This window comes from Sphingomonas vulcanisoli, from assembly GCF_011761305.1.
GTDB lineage: Bacteria > Pseudomonadota > Alphaproteobacteria > Sphingomonadales > Sphingomonadaceae > Sphingomonas_I > Sphingomonas_I vulcanisoli.
Genome location: NZ_JAAOZC010000002.1, coordinates 53,050 through 76,840, shown reverse-complemented (window position 1 = coordinate 76,840; position 23,791 = coordinate 53,050). Strand labels below are relative to the sequence as shown.

Here is a 23,791-nt window from a genome sequence, read left to right as displayed (position 1 = left end):
TCCACCAGCCTGCGGCTGGTCCCTCTCCCCTTGCAGTGGAGGATCGATGAGCAGGCAATCTGACTGCGGTTGGCCTAGGGTCCGCAGTGAGCCTGTGGCTGAGCGCGGTCAGTCGCGTTCCAAGCACATCGCGATGCCCATGCCGCCGCCGATGCACAGGGTCGCCAAACCCTTCTTCGCGTCCCGCCTCGCCATCTCGTAGAGCAAGGTGGTCAGCACGCGCGCGCCCGATGCGCCGATCGGATGACCGATCGCGATCGCGCCGCCGTTGACGTTGACCTTGTCGGACGGCAGCCCAAGCTCCTGACACACTGAGAGCGCCTGGCTGGCAAAGGCCTCGTTGGCCTCGATCAGATCGAGATTGTCCACTGTCCATCCGGCCTTTTCCAGCGCCTTCCTGACGGCGGGCACCGGCCCGATCCCCATGAAGGCAGGATCGACACCCACCGATGCCCAGCTCTTCACGCGAGCCAACACCGTAGATCCGCGCTTCGCCGCTTCCTCGGCCGACATCAGCACCAGCGCGGCGGCGCCATCGTTGATGCCGGAGGCGTTGGCGGCGGTGACGCTGCCGTCCTTCTTGAACGCAGGCTTGAGCTTTTCCATCGCGTCGATCGTCGCGCCAACGCGGATATATTCGTCGTCCGCGACGATCACATCGCCCTTGCGGCCCTTGACGGTCACCGGCGCGATTTCATCCTTGAATCGCCCCGCGGCCCGCGCAGCCTCGGCCTTGTTCTGCGATCCGACCGCGAAGGCGTCCTGCGCTGCGCGCGTGACCTGATATTTCTCCGCGAGATTCTCGGCGGTGATCCCCATATGATAGGCGTTGAAGGCGTCGGTCAGGCCATCTAGGATCATCGTATCGACCAGGCTGACGTTGCCCATCTTCTGCCCGCCGCGTAGCAGCTGCGCATGCGGCGCGACCGACATGCTCTCCTGCCCGCCCGCCACCACGATCGCGGCATCGCCATTGGCGATCGCCTGCACACCGAGCGCGACGGCGCGCAGCCCCGAACCGCAGAGCTGGTTGACGCCCCAGGCGGGCACTTCCTTGGGAATGCCGGCCGCCATCGCCGCCTGACGTGCGGGATTCTGGCCCTGCGCCGCGGTCAGCACCTGGCCGAGGATCACCTCGGAAACGTCCGCGCCGTCAACCCCAGCCTGCGCCAACGCCGCTTCGATCGCGACGCGGCCGAGCTCATGCGCGGGAACGGTGCCGAACGCGCCGAGAAAGCTGCCGACCGGCGTGCGCTTGGCGGCGGTAATGACGACGTCAGGCATGGGCGGTCTCGCCGATCTTGATGCGGTAGGCCGCCGTCGTCTTGGCCTTGATCTCCTCGACCGTCACACCCGGCGCCAGCTCGATGAGATCGAACGGGCTATGGTGATCCGGGCGGCGGAACACGCAGAGATCGGTGACGATCATATCGACGACATTCTTGCCGGTCAGCGGCAGCGTGCAGGCTGGGATGAACTTGGCGTCGCCGTTCTTGCTGGTGTGTTCCATCACGACGATGATCTTCTTGACGCCGGCGACGAGGTCCATCGCCCCGCCCATGCCCTTGATCATTTTGCCGGGGATCATCCAGTTGGCGATGTCGCCATTCTCGGCGACTTCCATTGCCCCGAGCACGGCGAGATCGATATGCCCACCGCGGATCATCGCGAAGCTGTCCGCGGATGAGAAGAAGGAGGTATTCGGCAGCTCCGAAACCGTCTGCTTGCCCGCATTGATCAGATCGGCATCCTCTTCGCCTTCATACGGGAAGGGGCCGATGCCGAGCATGCCGTTCTCGCTCTGCAGCGTCACCTCGACGCCCGCCGGAACATGGTTCGCAACCAGAGTCGGGATGCCGATGCCGAGGTTCACGTAGAAGCCGTCCTGCAGCTCGCGCGCGGCGCGCGCCGCCATTTCGTCTCGCGTCCAGGCCATTACGCTGTCTCCCGCTGGCGGACGGTCCGCTGTTCGATCTTCTTGTCATAAGGTGCGCCCACGATCAGGCGATTCACATAGATGCCGGGGAGATGGATGGCATCCGGATCGAGGCTGCCGACCGGTACGATCTCCTCCACCTCGGCGACGCAGATCTTGCCCGCGGTGGCGGCGGGATGGTTGAAATTGCGCGCGGTCTTGCGGAAGATCAGGTTGCCGCTCTCGTCCGCCTTCCAGCCCTTGATGATCGCCAGATCGGCGAAGATGCCATGCTCGAGGATATAATCCTCGCCGTTGAACCGCTTGACCTCTTTGCCCTCGGCCACCTGCGTGCCGACGCCGGTCTTGGTGTAGAAGCCGGGAATGCCCGCGCCGCCCGCGCGCAGCCGTTCGGCCAGCGTGCCCTGCGGGCAGAATTCGACCTCGAGCTCACCCGCGAGATATTGGCGTTCAAATTCCTTATTCTCGCCCACGTAGGAGGAAATCATCTTCTTCACCTGCCGCGTGCGCAGCAATTTGCCGATGCCTTCATTATCGATGCCGGCATTGTTCGATGCGAAGGTCAGGCCGGTCTTGCCCGAATCGTGGATCGCCTCCAGCAGCCGTTCGGGGACGCCGGACAGGCCGAAACCGCCCGCGGCGATCAGCATGCCATCGAAAAGCACGTCCGCGAGCGCGGCGGATGCATTGGGATAAATCTTCTTCATGGCGCGCCGACTAGCATCTCCAAAACGTCACATCCAGTCGGCTGTTCTTCGTCGCCGCTGCCGCATCCTGTCGGTCCCGATGGATTCCGTACGCCCGATCGGGCTGAACGCTCAGAGTTCGGCGGCGGGCAGGAAACTGCCGTATTTGCCCTGCAGGAACAGCAAGGGCGGGTGCGGCGCGCCGACATCGAGATCGATCACCTCGCCGATCGCGATATAATGATCCCCGGCTTCGTGGACGGCGTACAGCCGGCATTCGATCCAGGCGACCGCGCCTTCGAAGATCGGATGGCCGGCACTCGAGAGCCGGTACGGCAGCGCCGCGAACTTGTCCTCGGCCTTCGACGCCAGCGCCCCGCAGATATCCTGCTGCTGATCGGAGAGCACGTTGACGCAGAAATGGCCGGCCGCCTCGATCTCCGGCCAGCTCTTCGATCGGCGATCGGGCAGGAAGGCGACAAGCGGCGGATCGAGCGACACCGAGGTGAAGGAGCCGACGATCAGCCCCTTGGGCGCGCCGCCGTGCATGGCGGTGATCGCGCAGACGCCGGTTGGGTAGTGGCCGAGAATTCGGCGGAATTCGCGGCTGTCGAGGGGTTCCGTGGGCATTGCATCTCCGCCGTGATCGCGCGCGTCGCCCCCCCATCGATGCGCCTGCCCAGCCTGTCAACGCCTTGCGCGAGCCAGCGACGGCTTGCCAGCCGCGGCGCATGTCCCCATATGCGGCGCGGGAGTCGGGCGGACGGTGCCGTCGCCAACCCGGTCAGATCCGGAAGGAAGCAGCCGCAACGATTTCGTATCGGGTCGTTCCGGCTCCCACCCCAAACATCGTAAAATCCGTTTGCCCTGAGCTTGTCGAAGGGCTGTCCTTCTCATCGCGGACAGAAAGACGGTGCTTCGACAGGCTCAGCACGAGCGGCGATTTGAGTCGGCCATACTTCGCGGTTAGGTCGCGTCCATGCGCATCGCCTTCATGGGAACCCCCGATTTCGCCGTGCCCACGCTGGAGGCGCTTGTCGCCGCCGGCCACGATGTCGCGGCGGTCTATACCCAGCCGCCGCGGCCTGCCGGGCGCGGCAAGGCGCCGCAAAAATCACCTGTGCAGTTGCGGGCGGAGGCGCTGGGGATCGCGGTGCGGTCGCCCGGAACACTCCGCGATGCCGAGGCGCAGGCGGCGTTCGCGGCGCTCGATCTGGATGTGGCGGCGGTCGCCGCTTACGGGCTGATCCTGCCCCAGCCGGTGCTCGACGCGCCACGCCACGGCTGCCTCAACGTCCACGGCTCCTTGCTCCCGCGCTGGCGAGGCGCGGCCCCCGTGCAACGCGCGATCCTCGCCGGGGATGAAGAAACCGGCCTGACGATCATGCAGATGGAGAAAGGCCTTGATACCGGCCCGATGCTGCTCAAGCGCGCGACGCCGATCGGCGCCAAGACTGCGGGCGACCTGACCGCCGAGCTCGCCGCGATGGGCGCGGCGATGATGATCGAGGTCTTGGCCGATCTCCCCGCCTTCACCCCCGTCATCCAGCCCGAAGGCGCGACCCACGCCGCCAAGGTCGACAAGGCCGAAGCTCGCCTCGATTTCAGCCAGTCCGCCGAGCAGGTCGAACGCCAGATCCGCGCCTTCACCCCCGCGCCCGGCGCGTGGTTCGAGGTTGGGGGAGAGCGCATCCGCGTCCTAAGTGCCGACGTGCTCCGGCGCAGGCCGGAGCCCGGGCTATCCGAGGCCATGCGCGAACCTCCCGCACTCCGGCCTGCGCCGGAGTACGGCGTGGTGCTGGACGACCAGCTCGCCATATCCTGCGGCACCGGCGCGATCCGCCCGACGCGCGTTCAGCGTGCGGGCAAGAGCGCCATGGCGACCGGCGAGTTGCTGCGCGGCTTCACGATCCCCGCCGGCACCCGACTGGCATGACGCGCTTCCGCCTGACGGTGGAATATGATGGCCGCCCGTTCATGGGCTGGCAGCGGCAGGCGCATGGCCCTTCGGTGCAACAGGCGATCGAGGACGCGGCAAAGGCGATCACCGGGGAAGCCGCCGCCGTCCATGCCGCCGGGCGCACCGATGCCGGGGTCCACGCGCTCGCCATGACCGCGCACATCGATATCGAGAAACCGATCGCGCCCTTTCGTCTGATGGCGGCGCTCAACGCCCGCCTGCGTCCGCAGCCCGTGGCGATCCTCGCCTGTGAGGAGGTGGCCGGCGATTGGCACGCGCGCTTCTCCTGTCTCGGTCGCCGCTATCTCTACCGGATCGCCAACCGCCGCGCGCCGCTGGCGCTGGAGGCGGGCCGCGCCTGGCAGATCGCCCGCCCGATCGATGCCGATGCCATGCAGGCGGCCGCGCAGGCGCTGGTCGGCCTCCACGATTTCACCACCTTCCGCTCCGCGCATTGCCAATCCGCAAGCCCGATCAAGACGCTCGATCGCCTCGATGTCCGCCGCGAGGGTGATATGGTGCTGATCGAGGCGGCGGCGCGCAGCTTCCTCCACCATCAGGTGCGCTCCATGGTCGGCTGCCTCGCGCTGGTCGGCCAAGGACAATGGCGCGCCGCCGATCTCGCCGCCGCGCTTGAAGCCCGCAACCGCGCCGCGCTCGGCTTTAACGCGCCGCCCGATGGTCTCTTCTTCGTCGAGGCGCTGTACCCCGATATTTGAGATTGATTATCAATAGCGATATGGCATGATGATGTGGTTAAGAGGAGTCGTGCATGCTTATTCCGCCTTCTGCCCGTCTGGTCGCCGACGCGCCCGATTGTCCCTATCCGCGGCTGGCGCTGTTCGCGGTGCGGCGGATGGCGGCCGGCGGGATCGGCGATGCCTTCGCCGCGCAGGCTTTCATCAGCGCGTTCGGCGTCGATTTCCGCCGTCCGCTGCTGCTGATGCGCACCTTCATGACCGAAATGGCGCGCATCTCGGCAAGGACCATCGCGGTGGCGCCCTGCTGCTGCCCGCGCATCACCGCGGCGGAGAACGCCATCCTCACGGCGTTCGGCTTAGCCATAAACGATCCGAGCGAGGCCGACGTGCTTCTGGCGCACTTGCTGGGCACCGTCTCTTGCCCGTCGGTCACCGAAACTGCCCGGACAGTAGCGGCGAGCTTCGCCGATTGTGGCATGCCGTTGACCGAAGCGTGCTGAGCGCAACGCGAACGCGGCTGCCGCGTTGGAAAGGCCATGGAGATCGGGCAAATTGACGGCCACGCGCTGGTGGCGGAGGTCCGCAAGGCGGCGCGGGCGCATGGCGACACCTGGGAAGCTTTGGTGCCCCCGCACCTCGCAATCAATCTCGATGCCGAGGAAGCGGAAGAGGCCGCCTATGCCGAGATGGCGCAGGCCAAGCGCCGCCTGCGCGATCATATCTGCGAAATGTACGGTATTTCGATGCGCGAGCTATCAAGCCTCGCTCAGCCTTGATCCTCCCCCGGGAGGGTAGACGTTACTCGGCGTGCTCCACCATCGGATCGACGGGATGTCCGGCCTCGGCATCCTCGGGCACGGGGAAGTCTGCGGCCTGCAGGAAACGTTCGGCGTCGAGGGCGGCCATGCAGCCTGTGCCAGCGGCGGTGATCGCCTGGCGGTAGACCTTGTCCATCACGTCGCCGCAGGCGAACACGCCGGGGATGTTGGTCAGGCTGGTGCCGGGCCTGGCGTGAATATAGCCTTCGTGATCCAGCGTGATGCCGGTGCCCTTGAACACTTCGGTGGCCGGGCTGTGGCCGATCGCGACGAAGCCGCCCTGCACGTCCAGCCGGCTCATCTCGCCCGTCACCGTATCGCGAAGGGATAGCGCAACCAGCCCCTCATGCGCCTGTTCGCCCGCCACGAACTGCGCGACCTCCTTGTTCCATAGCACCTTGATATTGGGATGCTTGAACAGCCGCTCCTGCAAGATCTTTTCGGCGCGCAGCGAATCGCGACGGTGGACCAGGGTCACATCCTGACTATGATTGGTCAGATACAATGCCTCTTCGACCGCAGTGTTGCCGCCGCCGATCACCGCCACTTTCTTGCCGCGATAGAAGAAACCGTCGCAGGTCGCGCAGGCCGAAACGCCCTTGCCGCCAAGCTCGGATTCACCCGGCGCGCCCAGCCACTTCGCCTGCGCGCCGGTGGCGATCACCAACGTATCGCAGACGTAAAGCGCCCCGCTGTCGCCGGTCAGCCGGAAGGGTCGCTCCGAAAGATCGACCGCGGTGATCACGTCCCACACCATCTGCGCGCCGACATGCTCGGCCTGCGCCTGCATCTCCTCCATCAGCCACGGGCCCTGGATGACGCTGCGGAAGCCGGGATAATTCTCGACATCGGTGGTGATCGTCAGCTGGCCGCCCGGCTGCAGCCCCTGCACCACGATCGGCGCCAGCCCCGCGCGCGCGCCGTAGATGGCGGCGGACAGGCCTGCCGGCCCCGAGCCGAGGATGAGCATACGGGTGGAATGGACGGCGGACATGGGTGATTCCTTGGGCTGAGGTGGCCAACAGATAGTTAGCCGATCACCCTGTCTGCAAGCCGCGCTTATTTGACGCCGAGCTTGAGCAATTCGATCTCGCGCTTCAGCCGCGTGACTTCGAGCTGATAGACCTGATTGCAATCGATCCGCTCGGGCCGGTGACCGATCGGGATGGTGATGCGCGCATAAGCTGTCGCCTCGCGCGGGGCCTGCTCGGCGTAGAGCAGCGCGGACTGGCTGCTCCGATCGCGCGTCTGCGCGGCCGTGCCCGTCACGCCGACGTCCACATAGGCGCCGTTCGAGTTGATGCTCTGGCGGCAGCGTGTGCCGCTGGCGGTCTCGATCGAATCCTCGCCGCCCGGGCCCGAAGGCGCCTGCGGCAGATAAACGCCGCTGGTCCCGGCGAGCACGGGCGCGGCGAGCGCGCTAGCCGACGCGATGAGCGCTAATTTTCGAACAAACGCGCGCATTGAGCGTGATCCCTTCGGGCGGCGTCTTGCGCTGGGCGCAGACGCGGAAATGGTAAGTCTCGCCGACCGCGAGATTGTCGGCGATGACGAGGACGCGGCGGCTGCGGGCCGAGCCGAGCTCTACTTCGGCGGGCAGCACGGTGACGCGATCCTGCGCCACCTCGTCATCGAGCCCGACGGGATAGACCATGAACGTCTCGGCCTCCGGATAGGGATTGTAGAGATCCAGCGCGAACCCTTCGCGCGGTCCGTCGATCAATCCATCGAGTTTGAGTGGGCCGAGCCCGACCGCGACCGCCGGAACGGCGATCGCGATCGACAGCATTGCCATCAGCAGCGGCTTGCGGCTCACTGCTGGCAGGTCACGGTGGCGGCGATGCCATAAACGCCGGTTGCAAAGCCGCTGCTATTATCGGCCTCAGCCTTCACGGTCAGCGTATCGAGCAGTCGGGTCATCGCATAGATGCTGGTGCCGCTGGTAAGCGGCTGATTGGCACCGCCATTGGAGGTATAGCCGATCATCTTGGTGGCGCCCGCGATCGAGCCGGCGGGGCCGGTCAACTGCGGCGCGCCGAACTGCAGCGTCGGCGCGGTGCCCGTGGCGACGACAGTAACGCTGGCGGCGAGGCCACCCGTATTATCGGAAGACAGCTGTGTGCCGGTGGTGGCCATGCCGAGCGCGCCCGGCGTGGTGAGATTGATCACGCAGGTATTCACCACGGTGCCGGCAAAATTGACGGTGCCTGCATCGGCGGATGCCGGGCAGGAAAGTATCAGCGCGGGCAGCAGCAATCCCGCAAATTTATTTAAAGACTTCATCAGTCGCCCCTCGTTCAAGTTACGCAACCGATTACTGACTGCGCTATGACAACAAAGGGATTAGACTTGAATGATTGAGGGCCCGTCTAAGGCGATACTAGGGAATCTACAGCGCCGATCTGGCCGAAACGGAGCAATTATCCGATCCGATACTGTACGATCGGGAACATCAGCGCAATTAAGTCGCCAGGACGTCAAAGTGGAACACGCATCCGCCGCGCATCCCTGCACAGTGAGGAATCAGCGCCGCTGCATCAGGCGATCGAGATATTGATCACTGTGAGGCTTGCCGGCCTCGATCTCCTGCGCATCCTGGCATTCCTTCTCGAGATCGGCGCGGATCCGCTGGATCTCGTGATCGGTCTTGTGTTCGATGCCGATGAACTGGCCGCGGGCATCGTCCACCGCGCGGATCAATTCGTCCAGCTTGGCCTGCATTGCTGCGGCGTCACGATTTTGGCTGTTCTGGATCAGGAAGACCATCAGGAAGGTGATGATCGTCGTCGCGGTGTTCACGACGAGTTGCCACGTGTCCGAATAATGAAACACGGGGCCGGTAAGGCCCCAGATGATGATCGTCGCGGTGGCGATCACGAAGGCGGAAGGCTGCCCTACCCAGGCGGCTATCCCCGTGGAAATGGCGGTAAAAAAGCGATCCAGCATAAACAGCTCCCTTCCCCCAGGGGCTGCCATCTTTAGGCGAGAACGGGCGGCGCGCAACGAATCCCCGCGAAAGCCCACCTTTCTGCCGCGCGGCCTGCTTGACACCTTCCCCCGCCGTTCACATATGCACACTGGCACTCGACAAAAGGGAGTGCCAACAGGCTTTATCGTCGCGCTGTTGGCCGGTCCTCCCGGCCTTGGGCGCGATGCTGCTAGGAAAGGTTTACATATGGGTTTTCGACCGCTGCACGATCGCGTGCTGGTGAAGCGCATCGAGGCTGAAGAGAAGACAGCCGGGGGCATCATCATTCCCGATACCGCCAAGGAAAAGCCGCAGGAGGGTGAGATCGTCGCCGTCGGCGGCGGCGCCAAGAGCGAAGACGGCAAGATCACTCCGCTGGACGTCAAGGCCGGCGACCGCATCCTGTTCGGCAAGTGGTCCGGCACCGAGGTCAAGCTCGATGGCCAGGATCTGCTGATCATGAAGGAAAGCGATATCCTGGGGATCGTCGGCTAACCTACGCCTCCCTACACCCGTTCGCCCTGAGCTTGTCGAAGGGCCGTCTTTCTGGACGCGGGTGAAGAACAGGGCAGGGCTTCGACAAGCTCGGCCCGAACGGTTTAATAATTTGAAAGGCTAACGAAAATGGCAGCCAAGGACGTAAAATTCTCCCGTGACGCCCGTGAGCGCATTCTGCGCGGCGTCGATATCCTCGCCGATGCGGTGAAGGTCACGCTCGGTCCCAAGGGCCGCAATGTCGTCATCGACAAGAGCTTCGGCGCACCGCGCATCACCAAAGACGGCGTCACCGTCGCCAAGGAGATCGAGCTCAAGGACAAGTTCGAGAATATGGGCGCGCAGATGCTGCGCGAAGTCGCCTCGAAGACCAACGACAACGCCGGTGACGGCACCACCACCGCCACCGTTCTCGCCCAGGCGATCGTTCGCGAGGGCATGAAGTCGGTTGCGGCCGGCATGAACCCGATGGATCTGAAGCGCGGCATCGATCTTGCCGTCACCAAGGTCGTCGAGGACGTGAAGTCGCGCTCGAAGCCCGTCTCGGGTTCGGCCGAAGTCGCGCAGGTCGGCATCATTTCGGCCAATGGCGATACCGTCGTCGGCGAGAAGATCGCCGAGGCGATGGAGCGCGTCGGCAAGGAAGGCGTGATCACCGTCGAGGAAGCCAAGGGCCTCGATTTCGAACTCGATGTCGTCGAAGGCATGCAGTTCGATCGCGGCTATCTGTCGCCTTACTTCATCACCAACCCCGACAAGATGACCGTCGAGCTTCAGGATCCCTACATCCTGATCCACGAGAAGAAGCTGTCGAACCTGCAGGCGATCCTGCCGATCCTCGAAGCGGTCGTGCAGTCGGGCCGTCCGCTGCTGATCATCGCCGAGGATATCGAGGGTGAGGCGCTCGCAACGCTCGTCGTCAACAAGCTGCGCGGTGGCCTCAAGGTCGCCGCCGTCAAGGCGCCGGGCTTCGGCGATCGCCGCAAGGCGATGCTGGAAGACATCGCGATCCTGACCAAGGGCGAAGTCATCAGCGAGGATCTCGGCATCAAGCTCGAGAGCGTCACGCTCGGCATGCTCGGCACCGCCAAGCGCGTTTCGATCGACAAGGACAACACCACCATCGTCGATGGCGCCGGTGAAGCCGATTCGATCAAGAACCGCGTCGAGGCGATCCGCAAGCAGATCGAGAACACCACCAGCGACTATGACAAGGAGAAGCTCCAGGAGCGTCTTGCCAAGCTCGCCGGCGGCGTTGCCGTGATCAAGGTCGGCGGTTCGTCCGAGGTCGAGGTCAAGGAGCGCAAGGATCGCGTCGACGACGCTCTCCACGCGACCCGCGCGGCGGTCGAAGAGGGCATCGTCCCCGGCGGCGGTACGGCTTTGCTGTACGCCACCAAGTCGCTCGACGGCCTGACCGGCGCCAACGACGATCAGACCCGCGGTATCGACATCATCCGCAAGTCGCTGACCGCGCTGGTCCGTCAGATCGCGCAGAATGCCGGCCATGATGGCGCGGTGGTTTCGGGCAAGCTGCTCGAGAGCAACGATCCGACGCTGGGCTTCAACGCGCAGACCGACACCTATGAGAACCTGGTCCAGGCCGGTGTGATCGACCCCACCAAGGTCGTCCGCACCGCGCTGCAGAACGCAGCCTCGGTCGCCGGCCTGCTTATCACCACCGAAGCTGCGGTGTCCGATGCTCCGGCTGACGACAAGGCCGGCGCCGGTGGCATGCCCGGCGGCATGGGTGGAATGGGCGGCATGGGTGGGATGGATTTCTGATCCACGCCCAACACTACCAGTCAAAGAAGGGCCGGGGGAGAAATCCCCCGGCCTTTTTGTCTGTCTGGAAACGCCTCGGCAACCGCATAGGGCGGTTAGCTATTGTCGCTATATCAGGCCGAATCGGGCCGAAGCGCCGGTTCCCGCAAGTATAATTCGTCGAGAAGTGACGTGAAGAAGTTGGTGCCTCGCGCATCCAAGTCTTCGACATTCACGACACGATCTCCGGATTCCCGGCGACTGTCGATACGAATGAGCCAGATGCCCTCAATTAGGCCTTGATTCCAGAGTGGTGCCTTACGGATCGCAATTTTCCGAAGATTTGACTCGAAAACTTCGCTCCAAGTATACCCGTCTCGTCGGATCCTGTCTTCTGCCTGATCAACGATCACGACGTAGCCGATTACAACCTCCGGCTGAAGCTGCTGCACGTTCGCAGCCTCGCCCATCAGGTCGTCGAGCCGGTTTGGCACCGTCCCGGAAAGGTTTTTCAGGATCGACTTCAATGAAACAAGCAGCCGGGGCTTGTCTGCGAGAACGTAAGCCAAGTCCCAGTCTTTTTGGCGGCCGAAACCACGGATCCCTACCTCATCGGCCTGTCCGCCGCGAACACCTTGAAGCCCTCGTGCTGCAAACTCTTGGATGCAGTAACTCGCCAGCATATTCAAACGGCCGGAGTCCGTCTTTGGGCGCGCTAGAAGATCGTCCACTGCTTCGGAAAGCATAATCGGCATTACGAAAGGACGGCTAAGGTAGCGCCCGCCGCCCGAGGCTGGGCAGCTTCTTCGCAAACGCGCCGTTGCGCCAGTCGCATATAGGATGGCTCGATCTCATTGCCGATGGAGTTCCGACCTGCCCGAATCGCGGCAATGCTCGTACTTCCGGTTCCATTAAATGGGTCGAGAATAGTGTCGCCGGCGAAAGAGAACATGCGTATCAGACGTTCCGCCAGAACTGCGGGATACGGCGCAGGATGACCGCGTCGCGTGGATTCGCCGGGCACGTCAATCCAGATTGAACGCCACCACTGTTGCATCTCCTCTTTGGTGAGCATCGAAAGTGATTTCTGTTCTGGAGAAGGCTTGCGGTATTTACCGCCCTTTCGCATGAAAAGAATATACTCGATATCATTCTTGACTACGGCACCGGGCTGGTAAGGCTTGCCGTAAAAGCCCGTACCGTTACCTTTTGCTTCCGTCATACCGTTCGCGATCTTGTGCCATAAGATTGGCGTGAGGCAATCGAGCCCGATTTTCCGAGCACGAACCTGAATGTCCGCGTGGAGAGGCATGACATAGTGACGTCCAGCCTTTTTTCTGGGGATACAGACATCACCGACAATGCAGCAAATCCGACCGCCCGGGACCAGAACGCGCTCGCACTCCACCCACACTTTATCTAGCTCATTGAGGAAACTCTCATAGTTCTCGATAGCGCCCATCTGATAAACGTGGTTCTCGTACTCCTTTAAAGTCCAATATGGCGGGGAGGTGACGACCAGGTGCACCGATGCGTCAGGAATCCAATCAAGCTTCCTCGCATCTCCCTGATGAAGGCAGTGGGTCGTGGTATTGAACGGCTCAGGCCAAGGAAGCTTGCGGAGGAGCTCGTTTTGAGTTCGAAGCTCCGCCAAGCCTTCGGATGTAGCATCATCCAACCTAGCCATTGCTATCCCCTTTTGTCGCCAGAACGAGTTACGTAAAGGCTCCCAAATGCGCAACGCCCGTTGGCATAACGCGAGTGATTACTCCGCCGCCTCCGGCACATCCTCATTCGCCGTGCCCGCCAGCTTCGCCAGAGGCCGCACCGCGATATCCGCGATCGGCAGCGGCTCGATCGTCTTACCCCCCGTATCCACCTTGAGCGCCTCGAAGCGTTTGGCCGAAGTCAGCACCTGGCTTTCCAGCGAGCCGACGAAATCGTTGTACGCCCCCGTCGCCTGCGTGAGATTCCGTCCCAGCCGCTCGACATGCCGCCCCATCGTCTGCAGCCGCGCGTAAAGCTCCTTGCCGAGCTTGCCGATCTCCTCGGCGCGTTGCGCCAGCCCCTCCTGCCGCCACATGCCCGCCATCACCTTGGCGAGCGCGAGCATGTTGATCGTGGAGGCGATGATGACGCCCTGGCGGAAGGCCTGTTCGATCAGATCGGGGGCGCGTTCGGCGGCGGCGGAGAGGAAATGTTCGCCGGGGACGAACAGGATGACGAAATCGGGCGAGAGATCGAACTGGCGCCAATAGGCCTTGCGCCCGAGATCATTGGCATAAGCGCGCATCGCATTGGCGTGCTGGAGCAGAAAGCCCGCCCGCAGCGTCTCATCCTCCTCGTCATAGGCCTGCTCGAACGCCACCAGCGGGCACTTCACGTCGACGACGATGCAGCGATTGCCGGGCAGCTTGATCACGCAATCGGGACGCAACTGCCGTTCGACCCCGGCATCATTGGCGCTGACGCTCGCCTGCAGCTCGAAATCGACATTTTCGGCAAGGCCCGCGCTTTCCAGGATCGTGCGCAACTGCTCCTCGCCCCAGCGGCCGCGATGCTTGGGGCTGGAGCGCAGCACGTTGGTCAGCCGCGCGGTCTCCTTGCGCACCACCTCATTGCCCAGCGAGAGCTGGCCGACCGCTTCCTTGAGCTCGGCATAGCTGCCGATCCGCGCTTTCTCGATCTCGCCGAGCTTGGCGTCATATTGCTTGAGTGTCGCCTCGACCGGGGTCAGCAGCGCCTTGAGTTTGGCCTCGTTATTCTCGCCCGCCTGGGTGAAGCGCTGATCGGCGCGTTCGAGGAACTGGCGCTGGGCATCGGCGAGCAATTTCGCGCCGACCTCGCTGAACTGCGCCGAAAGCGCCTCCTTGGCCTCGCGGATATTGGCGAGCTGCCGCTCGAACGCCGCGATCTGAGCCGCGCCCGTCGCGCGCTCCGCCGCCAGCGCCGCAGTCGCGGCGTTGCGCTCGCGCGTCACCTCGTCGAGCTGCATCCGCACGAGGTCGCCCGCGCTCACCCGCTCGGCGAGTCGCGCCTGCTCCGCCGCGGCGCGCACGCCCGCCGCCAGCCAGCCGAGCGCGAGCCCGATCAGCAGCGCGAGTCCCGCGATCACCCAGAGCATCGAAGCCGCCATTCCCATCCTTCAACACCAGAACGAACGTGGAACATTCGCAAATACTTTCCCGCATTGCAAGCACGATTCGCAGGAACGCGAAGATTGTGGGATCGTCTGGTGTGAGAAGCCAAACAGGAGAGAGTATGTCCGTCCGCAAGATGATCGCGCTGCACCCCAACAGCGCCGGCCACGTCAACGAACCGCTCGCCACCGCCGCCAAGCATGCGATGTATTGCGCGCTCTTCTGCACGAGCTGCGCGGACGCCTGCTCGGCGGAGAGCATGGACATGCGCCAGTGCATCCGCACCTGCTTGGATTGCGCCGACGTGTGCACCGCGGCGGCCAAGCTGGCGATGCGGCTGACGGGCGACGATGATGCGATGGTCCGCGCGATGCTCACCGCCTGCATCGATGCCTGCGCGCTCTGCGCGGCGGAGTGCGACAAGCATGATCACGAACATTGCCGGCTGTGCGCGACGATGTGCCGGGAGTGCGCCGCCGACTGCCGCGAGGCGCTGGCGACGTTGCACTGAGGCAGCTCCCCTCCCTGGAAGGGAGGGGCTGGGGGTGGGTCGCTTACTCTTGAGGCATCGGCTTCTGATCCACCCACCCCTAACCCCTCCCTTCCAGGGAGGGGGATTCATGCCGCCCTGCGCAGCCGCTTCGCTTTCTCGAGCTTCTTCAGCACCATGTTGCGCTTCAACTTGGAGAGGTGATCGATGAAGAGAATGCCCTCAAGGTGGTCCATCTCGTGCTGCAGGCAGGTGGCGAGCATGCCTTCGATGCGCTCGTCATGCTGCACGCCATTTTCGTCGAGCCACCGCGCCTGGATCGCCTTGGGGCGTTCGACATCGGCATATTGCTCGGGCACCGATAGGCAGCCCTCATTGTAGACGTTCAGCTCTTCGTGCGGATCGGAAAGCTCGGGATTGATGAACACGCGCGGCTCGCTGATCCGCTCCCCGTCCGGGCCATCCTCCATCAGATCGATCACCAGGATGCGCTTGGGCACCCCGACCTGCACTGCGGCGAGGCCGATGCCGGGCGCATCGTACATCGTCTCGAACATATCGGCGATCAGCGCGCGCACCGAGTCATCCACCGTTTCGACCGGCGTGGAAATGACGCGCAGCCGCGGATCGGGCGCTTCGAGGATCGGGCGGATGGCCATAACGCTGAATTATGACGCGAAGGCCGTAACTTCAAGCGGAGCGCGTTTGTTGATCCGCTCACGCGGATGGCGGCGCCGGGCCCCGCCCCCCCCCCCCCACCCCAAAAACAATATATGTGGGTGGTGGGGGGGGGGGGGGGGGGGCGGGCGCGCCGCGCTCCAGCGGAGGCTGGATCGCTACCCAGAAAACGCCAGATGCGCGCTGAAACCGATCAATATTGCGCCCAGCACGCCGTCCACCGGCCGCTGGATGCGGAAATAGCGGCGCTGCACGCGCTCGGTCGAAAGCAGGCAGGCGACGCCGACGTACCAGCCGCCGCAGATTGTGAAGACGATGCCCACCACCGCCGGATACATCCACAGCGGCGCATGCACCGGGAACATCGCGCCGAAGATGCTCGTCCAAAACGCCGCCGCCTTGGGGTTGGTCAGGCAGGTGGTGATGCCCGCGATATAGGCGTCCTTGCCGCTGGTCGGCAGCCGATCGACAGGGCTGGAGCCGGTCGTGCCGATCAGCGCGCTGCGGATCAGCTTGAACCCGAACCACAGCAGATAGGCGGCGGCGAAGATGCGGATGCCGAGCTGCAGCCAGGTGGCGTTGCCGAGGATCGTCGCCACGCCGACCATGCTCAGCGTCGCCCAGATCGCCGACCCGCTGGCAATCCCGAGCGCCACGCGCAGCCCCAGCCGCCGCTGCCCGGCGAGGGCCAGCCGCGTCGCCAGGAAGAAATTGGGCCCGGGGCTCGCCACCGCCATCAGATAGACGAGCGCGATCGTCGCCAGGACGAAGAGCTGATGGCCGATCGTGGTCATTCGCCCGCGTCGGGCTCCCACAGCTCGATCGGGTTACCCTCGGGATCGTGGATCCGCGCGAACTTGCCGACGCCGGGCTGATCCCATTCGGGATCGGTTTTGACCTCGATTCCCGCCGCCTCCAGGCACGCCTTGATCGCATCGCGATCGTCGACGCGCAGGTTGAGCATCCACTGGCGATCGGCCGGAAAATAGTCGGTATCGGCCTTGAATGGCTGGAAGACCGTGGTCCCCGCCTGCGTCTCCCACATACCACAAGGGCCGCCGACGCCGAGATGCTCGAGATACCAGGCGCCCAGGGCCTTGGGATCTTTCGCGCGAAAGAAGAGCCCGCCGATTCCCGTCACGCCCATATCGATCCCCTCATGCCACCGGTCGCCGCGCCCGTAGCGCCTGCGCGAGCGTGCCCTCGTCGAGATAGTCCAATTCGCCGCCGACGGGGAGCCCATGCGCAAGCTGGGTGACACGCACCGGGAAATGCTCGATCCGCTCGGCGAGATAATGGGCGGTGGTCTGCCCTTCGAGGGTGGCGTTCATCGCCAGCACCACCTCGTCGATCCCGCCGTGCGCAATCCGCGCCACCAAGCTGTCGATCGCCAGATCCTCGGGCCGCACCCCCTCCAGCGCCGACAGCCGTCCGCCGAGGACATGGAAGCGCCCCGGAAACAGCCGCGTGCGATCGAGCGCCCACAGGTCCGCCACCTCCTCCACCACGCACAGCATCCGCCCATCGCGCCGCGTGTCCGCGCAGATCGCGCAGGGGTCGCTGGTATCGACATTGCCGCAGGTCGAGCAGGTCGCCAGCCTGTCGTTCACCGCTTCCAGCGCGCGCAGCAGCGGTGCCATCGCGCCCTCACGCTTCTTGAGAAGGTGCAGCACCGCGCGCCGCGCCGATCGCGGCCCGAGCCCGGGCAGGCGGGCAAGTGCCTGCGTCAGCGCGTCGATCTCGGGAGAAGCCATGCGGAACAGATAGGGAGGATCGCCGGACCCGTCATCCTGAACTTGTTTCAGGATCAACCGACCCGTCCGCACCGCCCTTGCGGGTGGCACGGTGGATGCCGAACAGGTTCAGCATGACATCGCTGTTGGTAGCGGAGGACAGCTACCATCAATCACCCTCGACGGCGGTGAACTCCTTTAACGTCTGACCTCCCGCCGGCACTTTAGCCGAGCGGGGATGCGCGCGCGTGCGCCGCCCTGAGGCGCGTCTAACCCCCTGACAATTTCATCAGCACTGTCGGCGGCTGAACATGGCGTTTCAGCCGGCGATTTCGTGCGTCCATCGACCCTGACACGGCCGCAAGGCCGCGGAGGCCGTAATGCCCTTCTCAACGCTCGTTTCCGGGCGCGCTTTCCTGCGTCCAGCGCACAGCGCCCTTTTCCCAGCCGCACCCGCCGGAGGTGCGCGATGACGACGATCGCCATTCCGATGACCGGCCGTAGCTTCGGCGCGATCATATCTAAGGGCGATCGCCCACCCACGCAGATCCCGGTGTGGGCCAACAGCTACGACGTCGACGACGAGCGGTGCGCATCCTTCCAGCACGACGTCGACAAGGACGAGCTGGGGCCGATGCTGATTGAGGTCGAGCGCTATGCGCGCGACACGAAGATGAAGGGGAAAAGGTGCGGGGCGATCCGCACGAACGGCGTGGCCGTGCTACGCTACCTCTACAGCGAGGCGCGGAGGAATGGGGGCATGTGCTGCCCCTCGCGCGAGCAGATCGCCGAAGCGGTCCGGATATCGCGCAGTTGCGTCGAGGATACCCTGAGGGCCCTGCGCGATTGCGGTTTTATAGAATGGCTGCGCCGCACGGTCGCTGGTGATGGGGCCGGCCCCGATCGCGTGCAGACCAGCAACCTCTATCGGTTCACCATGCCCAAGGCGCTGGCGTGGCGCGTCAGCAAATATCTGACGAGGCGCTTCGGTCGCCGGCCGGGGATTCCTCGCAGCATCGCCGCCGCCCTTTTGCCGGAGCACATCGCCGCCAAGGCCGAGCGCCACGCTGCCGAGCGGCTGATGCGCCGCCTTCGACGCGCGACACGGACCTCGCCCTTGAGAGCCACGCCCGAACCCGTTGAACGGCAGGTCTGATGACCGCGAGAAGTAAAAATAAAAGGAGCCGCACTAGGTAGCTCTGCCAAACCCATGCTGCGCGCAGCGGCGCGCCGGTTTGTGGTCCATCCCACGGTTGTTGCGCGCCTTGCGCAGGGCGATCTGCGAGCGCTGCTGTTCAGCGGGGCGTCGGCTACGCCGACGAATGCTCTCCGATGAGAGCAAGCGGAGGTCGGCGCGCGCCGACCGACTGTCGCGCCTGTTTCGGCCAAGGAAGGGCGATTGTAGTGCCGTCAGGCCTCGATAGCGGTGGCGGCGAGGATGTGGGCCCACTCGTCGTAGATCTCGCGCCTCAGCGCGATATGCGTCGCGCGGTTGTAGGCCGCTTCCACCTTGTCCTTGGGAGCATGGGCAAGGGCGAGATCGATCGCCGCGCGCCATTCCGGCCGCGCTTCGTTCAGAATGGTGGCAAACGCCGCGCGCCAGCCGTGAGGGGAATGGCGGCCGGCCAGGCCGGCTGCGTGATGGACCGCGAGGATCGCGTTCTCGCCGATCGGCGCGCCGGCACCGGCGGCGCGCGGGAAAACATAGACGCTGCGGCCAGCGATCGACCGGGCCCGGCGCAGCAGCTGCACCGCCGCGGCCGAAAGCGGCACGATATGGTCGTTGGCTGTATCTGCTTTGCGGGATCGCTTCAGCTTCATGCGCGCTGCGGGGATGCGCCAGCCGGCAGCTGGGCACATCACGAGCGGATCCTCCCAATCGACGCCCGTGATCTCATCCCAGCGCGCGCCGCGCGCGGATCCGCAGCGCACGGCGGTCATGGCCACGAACTGCGCGGCTAGGACCGAGATCTCGGCCGCCGGCGCCGCGGCGATCGCGCGCCAAGCCCCGCGCACATCGTCCAGCTCCGTCAGTGCTGCCTGGCGTCGGACGTCCGGCCGATCCGCGAGCGCCTTATGGACGAGGGCGGCTGGATCTGCCGCGGCGATGCCTTCGGCGATCGCGCGCTGAAAGACGGCCGAGATCCTCTGGCGTACACGGCGAGCCGTCTCGATCGCGCCGCCCGCTTCGACGCGCTGGAGCAGCTCGAGCACTGCCGGTGCGGTGATGGCGGCGAGCTCGGCCGCGCCGATCGCAGGGAAGACGTGCGCTTCGAGGCTGGCGATGACGTCGCCGGCGTGCGCTGGCGACCAGCTCGCCTGTTTCGCCTGGTGCCAGCGCCGCGCGATCGCCTCGAAAGTGTTGGACGGCAGATCCTCGTGCTTTCGGGCAATGCGAGGATCCTCGCCGCCGCGGAGCTGGCGCCGTGCCTCGTCGCGGCGATCGCGCGCGTCGGCTAGGCTGAGCTCGGGGAATGTTCCGAGCGTGAGCAGCTGCTCCCTGCCACCAAAGGTGAAGGCCAAGCGCCAGGTACGACGGCCGGACGGCGCAACATGAAGATGCAATCGTCCAGTGTCATAGACCTTATAGGCACACGCCTTCGGCGCGGCCGCGCGAATGCGAGCTGCTGTCAGCATTTCTGGCTTTCTGGCTTTCTGGCTTTCTGGCGATGCAAATTTGCATCGTGGGGATGCAGGTTCGACCTAAGCCCGATGCATATTCAGGCGCGCTGGCGCATAATCAGCGAGGTGGCGGAGGATATCCGCCACGAAGTACTCGCGCTCCTCAGGGGATCGGATATTATGCCCGAACCCTTGAGCGCGGAGGTTCATGGACAATCAGCACAAGAAGATCAGCGGCTACCGCGATCTATCCCAAGACGAGATCAACCTCATGAATGAGGTCAAAGCGCTCGAGGCGAAATGGAACGGCCTCATTGACCGGCTGCGCGCCGCCTCGCTCGATCAGCGCCAGGTGGCGATCGCCGCGACCGATGGCGAAAGCGCCTTCATGCGCGCGGTCCGCGCGATCGCGCAGCCCGAGCGCCTGGTCGCATGAGCGAGCGGGACCAGGCGCTGACCGTCGCCGTCGAGGATGGCCGCCTCGTGATCAGCATCGGTATCGATACGCTCATGATAGCGGCCCAGGGCGGCAACGATTGGGTCGAAGGAACCGAGATCCTCGATGCGGATGCGTTCGCGGCCGAGATCGCGGATCGGCTGGAAAACGAGGAACAGGAGGACGGCACAACCGACATCCACCTCGCGATCGATCGCGCTGTGTTATTGGCCATCGAGAACGGAAGCGAAGCCATCCGGCTGCCCGGGGACGACGAATACGATTGAACGTGGCGGAGAGCGCCTCCGCCACGCTATACTGCCATGATGACTGAGCCGACCAATGAGCCGCCGATCGATTCCTCAGCCTATTGGCAGCAACGCGCGGATTATCTCCGAGCGAACGGCATCGCCGTGGCGGACCAGACGTCTCACGATGGAAAAGAGCTGGTCCAAGCTCAACAAGCTGCTGATCGCTGGCGAGCCCTCGGGAAATAACGCCGTGGCGGAGGCGACCTCCGCCACCATCACGTTCTAAGCTTGGCTTCCTCGCGGGCCAAAGCGGCCATTCTGCCGTTCAGGCGCTTTTCCTTCGCCCGCAGCATCGCCAGCGTGGTGCGCGGTCGCCGCGCCAGGCGCTTCCGCTTCGCCGGATTGAAGGAAGTGAGATCGTACTTCATCGGCCGCCACCACATTAAACGATGTGCTCGAGCACATTAAATCATGTGTTCGTGGCGGAGGCCACCTCCGCCACGCTAGGATGAGGCAATGAACAGACACGAGCGTATCCAACTCGCTTCTGCGTACCAGCCAGAACGACGAAGAATCTTCGCGCCGACGCGCGAATAGGTGAATTCGTGCACGGCACACTCCGGTATGTGAATTAAGGATCGGCTGTCAGGGCGCGGCGTGGCGGAGGAGTTGTCCGCCACCGCATGGCGAGAAATACCCGCAATCCAGCGCTTTTCGGGCGCAAGATTGGGCATCATACCCTAACTTTTACCCCAACCCTGCAGGCCGGTTGCTGATGATCAGCTCGCGGGCCTTCTTTCCGGCGCCGATCGTCGCGGTTCCGACCGTATAGGTGACGTCCACCTCCTCGATCTGGAAGCGTCCGAACGCCTTGCGGGCAAGCGGCGCATCGTTGATCGAGACCATGAAGGCTCCGCTGATCGCGGCGAGCTGGTCGGCCATGCGGAAAAAGTCTTCCGGAGCAAAGCCGTCTCCATAATCCTGCTCGCAGTTCACGTAGGGCGGATCGATGTAGAACAGCGTTTCGGCGGAATCGTATTTCCGGATGACCCGGTCGTAGGATAGCTGCTCGATCGTCACCGGCGCCAGGCGCTCGTGGATCTCGGCGAGCATCGGCGCCAGCTTGGTCACATCGAAGCGCGCCGGCGTGCGCCGATCGACGCCGAAGTTTCGGCCACGGACCTTCCCGCCGAACGACAGCCGCTGGAGATAGAGGAAGCGCACCGCGCGCTCGATGTCCGTCAGGTTGCGCGGATCCTCGTCGCGCAGCCGATCGAAGTCGGCACGGCTGGTGAGCTTCCATTTAAGCTCGCCCATGATCGCCTCGTAGTGGCGCTGGAGAATTCGAAAGAGATTGGCCACGTCGCCGGAGAGGTCGTTGATCACCTCGGAGCGCGACCGCCAGTCCCGCTTGAAGAAGATGCCGCCCATGCCGACGCACGGCTCGACATAGGTGTGGTGCGGGATCTCGCGCAGGCGCGCGCAGATCCGCTTCTGCAGATTGCGCTTGCCGCCCAGATAGGGCGCCGGCGTCCGGCAGGGCGCGACAGGCGTGAAGGTTTCCGAAACTACGTTTGTGAGGGTCGCCATAATAGCTCGAGGTCCAGGGAAGCCCCACCCGCTCGACGGGCGTGGGGCGATGCGGGGGAGGCCCACCGCTAGTGACGAGGTCGCACTCGTCGGTTTCCGGGTTACCGCCCGGAACCCCCGCCAGCCCCGGTGAAAAACTAGGGCCCGACGGACGTGTTCAATAAATCTGTGGATTGAGAACGGCGCGCCTTGCGCGACTCATGTTCTCAATGCGTTCTCGCGCGCATGTCGGGAATGCGCGTGCGCCGAACCTTGGGGCAGATGGTCGACAACGGCTTCACTGCGTTCGCGCGCTGCCGCGGCTGTGGGAAGGTGAAGCAGATCGACCTGGACGCACTGATCGCCAAGGTCGGCCGCGATTATTCGCTCTGGAATCGGCGGTGCCGATGTCGCCTGACCGAAGGGTGCAGCGGCTGGAACATCTTTGAGGTCGGGCCGGGCTGGCATGTCGCTGCTTATGACCCATCGCAGGATCAGCGCTGGCTCAACGAGGATTATCAGGAGCGCATGGCCGCCGATGCAGCCGCCGGCGTAAAGAGGGGCGACCCGTGGGCCGCCCCTCCGATCGGAGATCCTACCGCTGCTGGTAGATCTCGATCGCCGAAATCGCGGCCGTGAGAGCCTGTTGCGCTTGGTCGAGCTCGCTCTGCGGCTTTGCACCTGCCTCGACCGCGGAGGCGGCGCTCTTGACATCATCCCGCGCTGTGGCGGCGATAGTGCTCAGTTCGTCCCATTCGGCCTGGTCGAGCACGCCGGTGATGACGAGACCCTCACCGATGATGTTGGCGGCATCATAGGCCAGATCGGCATCCCTCGAGATCTTCGCCGCCTTATCGGCGATCGACGCCGGCGACGTGCTCGCGCTCGAGACGGCGCCGGGGTTGCTGCAGCCGGCGAGGGCGGCGCTGAGCGCGAGAAGGAAAGCGATCTTCTTCACAGGCCGTTCTCCAAGGCGGGAAAGGGGGAGCTGCTGATAGTAGTCTGGATGATCGGGGCGGCGGGGGCGGCTGGTGCTGCAGCGGTCAGTTCGCCGGACAGTGCGGACGCGGCGGCTTCCACCGCCGGCGCGGCGCTGGGCACCTCGGCGGCGATCACCGAAGCAACATCGGCAACCGGAGCATTCGTTTCCACGGCCTCCACAACCGGCGCGGCAACCGCCATCGTTGTCACCAGCCTCTCGACCGATTCGATGAGCGAATGGACATGCTCAGGAACGGGCGCGCCGGCATCGCTCGCAACGGCGATCGCAGCGCTGTCCAAGGTCGGGATGCTGGCGATAACAGCCGTGGGGTTGCGGGTCGTGGCAGCGGCCAGCACGACACCGAGCGCACCGAGCAACAGCGGCCCGGAATTGCCGAGCGCCATCATGTGCTGCGCGATCTCGCCATGGTCGAGCGCCGTCGCCACACCGGCGAGGCCGATATAGGTCGACTTTTCCGCGAGCCGGGCGAGGGTCCATTTGCCGACGCGCGCGACTGCGGCGCCGGCCGAGGCCAGCATGATATTGGTCATTGGAAACTCCA

At 64.5% G+C, this 23,791-nt stretch carries 33 protein-coding genes and 1 other RNA gene; 13 read left to right on the top strand and 21 right to left on the bottom strand.

Annotation, left to right across the window (positions count from 1 at the left end):
- Window positions 1–108: 108 nt before the first annotated feature.
- The 4 genes from FHS31_RS04415 to FHS31_RS04400 all read right to left on the bottom strand — a co-directional run bounded on the left by FHS31_RS04415 (window position 109) and on the right by FHS31_RS04400 (window position 3,252).
- Window positions 109–1,284, bottom strand: a complete 1,176-nt coding sequence (locus FHS31_RS04415; RefSeq protein ID WP_167072169.1) for an acetyl-CoA C-acetyltransferase — start codon at window positions 1,282–1,284, stop codon at window positions 109–111.
- Window positions 1,277–1,936 carry a CoA transferase subunit B gene (locus FHS31_RS04410; RefSeq protein ID WP_167072168.1) on the bottom strand — a complete coding sequence of 220 codons (660 nt, stop codon included), beginning with the start codon at window positions 1,934–1,936 and terminating at the stop codon, window positions 1,277–1,279. Before FHS31_RS04410 ends, FHS31_RS04415 begins: the two co-directional genes overlap by 8 nt.
- A complete protein-coding gene (locus FHS31_RS04405; RefSeq protein WP_167072167.1) occupies window positions 1,936–2,643 on the bottom strand; it encodes a CoA transferase subunit A in 708 nt (235 codons plus the stop codon). Before FHS31_RS04405 ends, FHS31_RS04410 begins: the two co-directional genes overlap by 1 nt.
- Before the next feature lie 111 nt (window positions 2,644–2,754).
- Window positions 2,755–3,252: a flavin reductase family protein gene (locus tag FHS31_RS04400; protein ID WP_167072166.1), complete on the bottom strand. Its 498-nt coding sequence runs from the start codon at window positions 3,250–3,252 to the stop codon at window positions 2,755–2,757.
- 117 nt (window positions 3,253–3,369) lie between these two features.
- Between FHS31_RS04400 and ffs the strand changes: the two genes are divergently transcribed.
- The 5 genes from ffs to FHS31_RS04375 all read left to right on the top strand — a co-directional run bounded on the left by ffs (window position 3,370) and on the right by FHS31_RS04375 (window position 6,059).
- An RNA gene (gene ffs, locus FHS31_RS04395) (signal recognition particle sRNA small type) lies at window positions 3,370–3,467 on the top strand.
- A gap of 134 nt (window positions 3,468–3,601) precedes the next feature.
- Window positions 3,602–4,558, top strand: coding sequence for a methionyl-tRNA formyltransferase (gene fmt, locus FHS31_RS04390; protein ID WP_167072165.1), 957 nt, complete (start codon window positions 3,602–3,604; stop codon window positions 4,556–4,558).
- The gene (truA, locus tag FHS31_RS04385; RefSeq protein ID WP_167072164.1) at window positions 4,555–5,301 is read left to right on the top strand and encodes a tRNA pseudouridine(38-40) synthase TruA; all 747 of its coding nucleotides are present in this window, start codon (window positions 4,555–4,557) and stop codon (window positions 5,299–5,301) included. The genes fmt and truA overlap by 4 nt, the downstream gene beginning before the upstream one ends.
- 53 nt (window positions 5,302–5,354) lie before the next feature.
- Window positions 5,355–5,783, top strand: a complete 429-nt coding sequence (locus FHS31_RS04380) for a DUF6628 family protein (RefSeq protein WP_167072163.1) — start codon at window positions 5,355–5,357, stop codon at window positions 5,781–5,783.
- Between the two features lie 36 nt (window positions 5,784–5,819).
- Complete coding sequence (locus FHS31_RS04375) at window positions 5,820–6,059, top strand: hypothetical protein (RefSeq protein WP_167072162.1); 240 nt, start codon at window positions 5,820–5,822, stop codon at window positions 6,057–6,059.
- A gap of 22 nt (window positions 6,060–6,081) precedes the next feature.
- Here the strand turns inward: FHS31_RS04375 and trxB are convergent, their stop codons facing one another.
- The 5 genes from trxB to FHS31_RS04350 form a co-directional block, all read right to left on the bottom strand.
- Window positions 6,082–7,095 (bottom strand): thioredoxin-disulfide reductase, encoded by a 1,014-nt coding sequence (trxB, locus tag FHS31_RS04370; protein WP_167072161.1) that lies wholly within the window; start codon window positions 7,093–7,095, stop codon window positions 6,082–6,084.
- 65 nt (window positions 7,096–7,160) lie between these two features.
- Window positions 7,161–7,565 carry a hypothetical protein gene (locus tag FHS31_RS04365; RefSeq protein WP_167072160.1) on the bottom strand — a complete coding sequence of 135 codons (405 nt, stop codon included), beginning with the start codon at window positions 7,563–7,565 and terminating at the stop codon, window positions 7,161–7,163.
- The gene (locus tag FHS31_RS04360) at window positions 7,522–7,917 is read right to left on the bottom strand and encodes a hypothetical protein (RefSeq protein ID WP_167072159.1); all 396 of its coding nucleotides are present in this window, start codon (window positions 7,915–7,917) and stop codon (window positions 7,522–7,524) included. The genes FHS31_RS04365 and FHS31_RS04360 overlap by 44 nt, the downstream gene beginning before the upstream one ends.
- Window positions 7,914–8,384, bottom strand: coding sequence for a hypothetical protein (locus tag FHS31_RS04355; RefSeq protein WP_167072158.1), 471 nt, complete (start codon window positions 8,382–8,384; stop codon window positions 7,914–7,916). The genes FHS31_RS04360 and FHS31_RS04355 overlap by 4 nt, the downstream gene beginning before the upstream one ends.
- A gap of 240 nt (window positions 8,385–8,624) precedes the next feature.
- Window positions 8,625–9,044, bottom strand: a complete 420-nt coding sequence (locus FHS31_RS04350; RefSeq protein ID WP_167072561.1) for a low affinity iron permease family protein — start codon at window positions 9,042–9,044, stop codon at window positions 8,625–8,627.
- Between the two features lie 232 nt (window positions 9,045–9,276).
- Here FHS31_RS04350 and groES point away from each other — a divergent pair, with 232 nt between their 5' ends.
- On the top strand, window positions 9,277–9,564 hold the full coding sequence (groES, locus tag FHS31_RS04345) for a co-chaperone GroES (protein ID WP_167072157.1): 288 nt from the start codon (window positions 9,277–9,279) through the stop codon (window positions 9,562–9,564).
- 129 nt (window positions 9,565–9,693) lie between these two features.
- Window positions 9,694–11,349 (top strand): chaperonin GroEL, encoded by a 1,656-nt coding sequence (groL, locus tag FHS31_RS04340; protein ID WP_167072156.1) that lies wholly within the window; start codon window positions 9,694–9,696, stop codon window positions 11,347–11,349.
- 113 nt (window positions 11,350–11,462) lie between these two features.
- On the opposite strand, the gene FHS31_RS04335 is transcribed toward groL, so the two are convergent.
- The 3 genes from FHS31_RS04335 to FHS31_RS04325 form a co-directional block, all read right to left on the bottom strand.
- Window positions 11,463–12,011 carry a hypothetical protein gene (locus FHS31_RS04335; protein WP_167072155.1) on the bottom strand — a complete coding sequence of 183 codons (549 nt, stop codon included), beginning with the start codon at window positions 12,009–12,011 and terminating at the stop codon, window positions 11,463–11,465.
- A 71-nt stretch (window positions 12,012–12,082) separates the two neighbouring features.
- On the bottom strand, window positions 12,083–13,015 hold the full coding sequence (locus FHS31_RS04330) for a DNA-methyltransferase (RefSeq protein WP_167072154.1): 933 nt from the start codon (window positions 13,013–13,015) through the stop codon (window positions 12,083–12,085).
- Between the two features lie 78 nt (window positions 13,016–13,093).
- Complete coding sequence (locus FHS31_RS04325; protein WP_167072153.1) at window positions 13,094–14,464, bottom strand: DNA recombination protein RmuC; 1,371 nt, start codon at window positions 14,462–14,464, stop codon at window positions 13,094–13,096.
- A 125-nt stretch (window positions 14,465–14,589) separates the two neighbouring features.
- Here FHS31_RS04325 and FHS31_RS04320 point away from each other — a divergent pair, with 125 nt between their 5' ends.
- The gene (locus tag FHS31_RS04320) at window positions 14,590–14,979 is read left to right on the top strand and encodes a four-helix bundle copper-binding protein (RefSeq protein WP_167072152.1); all 390 of its coding nucleotides are present in this window, start codon (window positions 14,590–14,592) and stop codon (window positions 14,977–14,979) included.
- Window positions 14,980–15,086: 107 nt separating this feature from the next.
- Here the strand turns inward: FHS31_RS04320 and def are convergent, their stop codons facing one another.
- The 4 genes from def to recR form a co-directional block, all read right to left on the bottom strand.
- Window positions 15,087–15,617, bottom strand: coding sequence for a peptide deformylase (gene def / locus FHS31_RS04315; protein ID WP_167072151.1), 531 nt, complete (start codon window positions 15,615–15,617; stop codon window positions 15,087–15,089).
- Window positions 15,618–15,794: 177 nt separating this feature from the next.
- Window positions 15,795–16,430, bottom strand: a complete 636-nt coding sequence (locus FHS31_RS04310) for a LysE family translocator (protein ID WP_208408561.1) — start codon at window positions 16,428–16,430, stop codon at window positions 15,795–15,797.
- The gene (locus tag FHS31_RS04305; protein ID WP_167072150.1) at window positions 16,427–16,783 is read right to left on the bottom strand and encodes a VOC family protein; all 357 of its coding nucleotides are present in this window, start codon (window positions 16,781–16,783) and stop codon (window positions 16,427–16,429) included. Before FHS31_RS04305 ends, FHS31_RS04310 begins: the two co-directional genes overlap by 4 nt.
- Before the next feature lie 10 nt (window positions 16,784–16,793).
- The gene (gene recR, locus FHS31_RS04300; RefSeq protein ID WP_167072149.1) at window positions 16,794–17,390 is read right to left on the bottom strand and encodes a recombination mediator RecR; all 597 of its coding nucleotides are present in this window, start codon (window positions 17,388–17,390) and stop codon (window positions 16,794–16,796) included.
- A gap of 448 nt (window positions 17,391–17,838) precedes the next feature.
- Between recR and FHS31_RS04295 the strand changes: the two genes are divergently transcribed.
- Complete coding sequence (locus tag FHS31_RS04295; protein WP_167072148.1) at window positions 17,839–18,525, top strand: LexA family transcriptional regulator; 687 nt, start codon at window positions 17,839–17,841, stop codon at window positions 18,523–18,525.
- A gap of 254 nt (window positions 18,526–18,779) precedes the next feature.
- Here the strand turns inward: FHS31_RS04295 and FHS31_RS04290 are convergent, their stop codons facing one another.
- Window positions 18,780–20,006, bottom strand: coding sequence for a tyrosine-type recombinase/integrase (locus FHS31_RS04290; protein WP_167072147.1), 1,227 nt, complete (start codon window positions 20,004–20,006; stop codon window positions 18,780–18,782).
- A gap of 193 nt (window positions 20,007–20,199) precedes the next feature.
- Here FHS31_RS04290 and FHS31_RS04285 point away from each other — a divergent pair, with 193 nt between their 5' ends.
- The 3 genes from FHS31_RS04285 to FHS31_RS04275 are packed head-to-tail and all read left to right on the top strand — an operon-like array spanning window position 20,200 to window position 20,964.
- On the top strand, window positions 20,200–20,427 hold the full coding sequence (locus tag FHS31_RS04285) for an Acb2/Tad1 domain-containing protein (protein WP_167072146.1): 228 nt from the start codon (window positions 20,200–20,202) through the stop codon (window positions 20,425–20,427).
- Window positions 20,424–20,714 (top strand): hypothetical protein, encoded by a 291-nt coding sequence (locus FHS31_RS04280; protein WP_167072145.1) that lies wholly within the window; start codon window positions 20,424–20,426, stop codon window positions 20,712–20,714. Before FHS31_RS04285 ends, FHS31_RS04280 begins: the two co-directional genes overlap by 4 nt.
- A 55-nt stretch (window positions 20,715–20,769) precedes the next feature.
- On the top strand, window positions 20,770–20,964 hold the full coding sequence (locus FHS31_RS04275) for a hypothetical protein (RefSeq protein ID WP_167072144.1): 195 nt from the start codon (window positions 20,770–20,772) through the stop codon (window positions 20,962–20,964).
- Here FHS31_RS04275 and FHS31_RS04270 read toward each other — a convergent pair.
- Window positions 20,954–21,106, bottom strand: coding sequence for a hypothetical protein (locus FHS31_RS04270; protein WP_167072143.1), 153 nt, complete (start codon window positions 21,104–21,106; stop codon window positions 20,954–20,956). The two genes, FHS31_RS04275 and FHS31_RS04270, sit on opposite strands and share 11 nt — an antisense overlap.
- A 319-nt stretch (window positions 21,107–21,425) precedes the next feature.
- The gene (locus tag FHS31_RS04265; RefSeq protein WP_167072142.1) at window positions 21,426–22,268 is read right to left on the bottom strand and encodes a DNA adenine methylase; all 843 of its coding nucleotides are present in this window, start codon (window positions 22,266–22,268) and stop codon (window positions 21,426–21,428) included.
- 240 nt (window positions 22,269–22,508) lie between these two features.
- Between FHS31_RS04265 and FHS31_RS04260 the strand changes: the two genes are divergently transcribed.
- Complete coding sequence (locus FHS31_RS04260) at window positions 22,509–22,886, top strand: hypothetical protein (protein ID WP_167072141.1); 378 nt, start codon at window positions 22,509–22,511, stop codon at window positions 22,884–22,886.
- Here the strand turns inward: FHS31_RS04260 and FHS31_RS04255 are convergent.
- Together FHS31_RS04255 and FHS31_RS04250 are read right to left on the bottom strand one after the other, a co-directional pair.
- Window positions 22,843–23,205: a hypothetical protein gene (locus FHS31_RS04255; RefSeq protein ID WP_167072140.1), complete on the bottom strand. Its 363-nt coding sequence runs from the start codon at window positions 23,203–23,205 to the stop codon at window positions 22,843–22,845. The genes FHS31_RS04260 and FHS31_RS04255 overlap by 44 nt on opposite strands.
- On the bottom strand, window positions 23,202–23,780 hold the full coding sequence (locus FHS31_RS04250; protein WP_167072139.1) for a hypothetical protein: 579 nt from the start codon (window positions 23,778–23,780) through the stop codon (window positions 23,202–23,204). Before FHS31_RS04250 ends, FHS31_RS04255 begins: the two co-directional genes overlap by 4 nt.
- Between the last annotated feature and the right edge of the window lie 11 nt (window positions 23,781–23,791).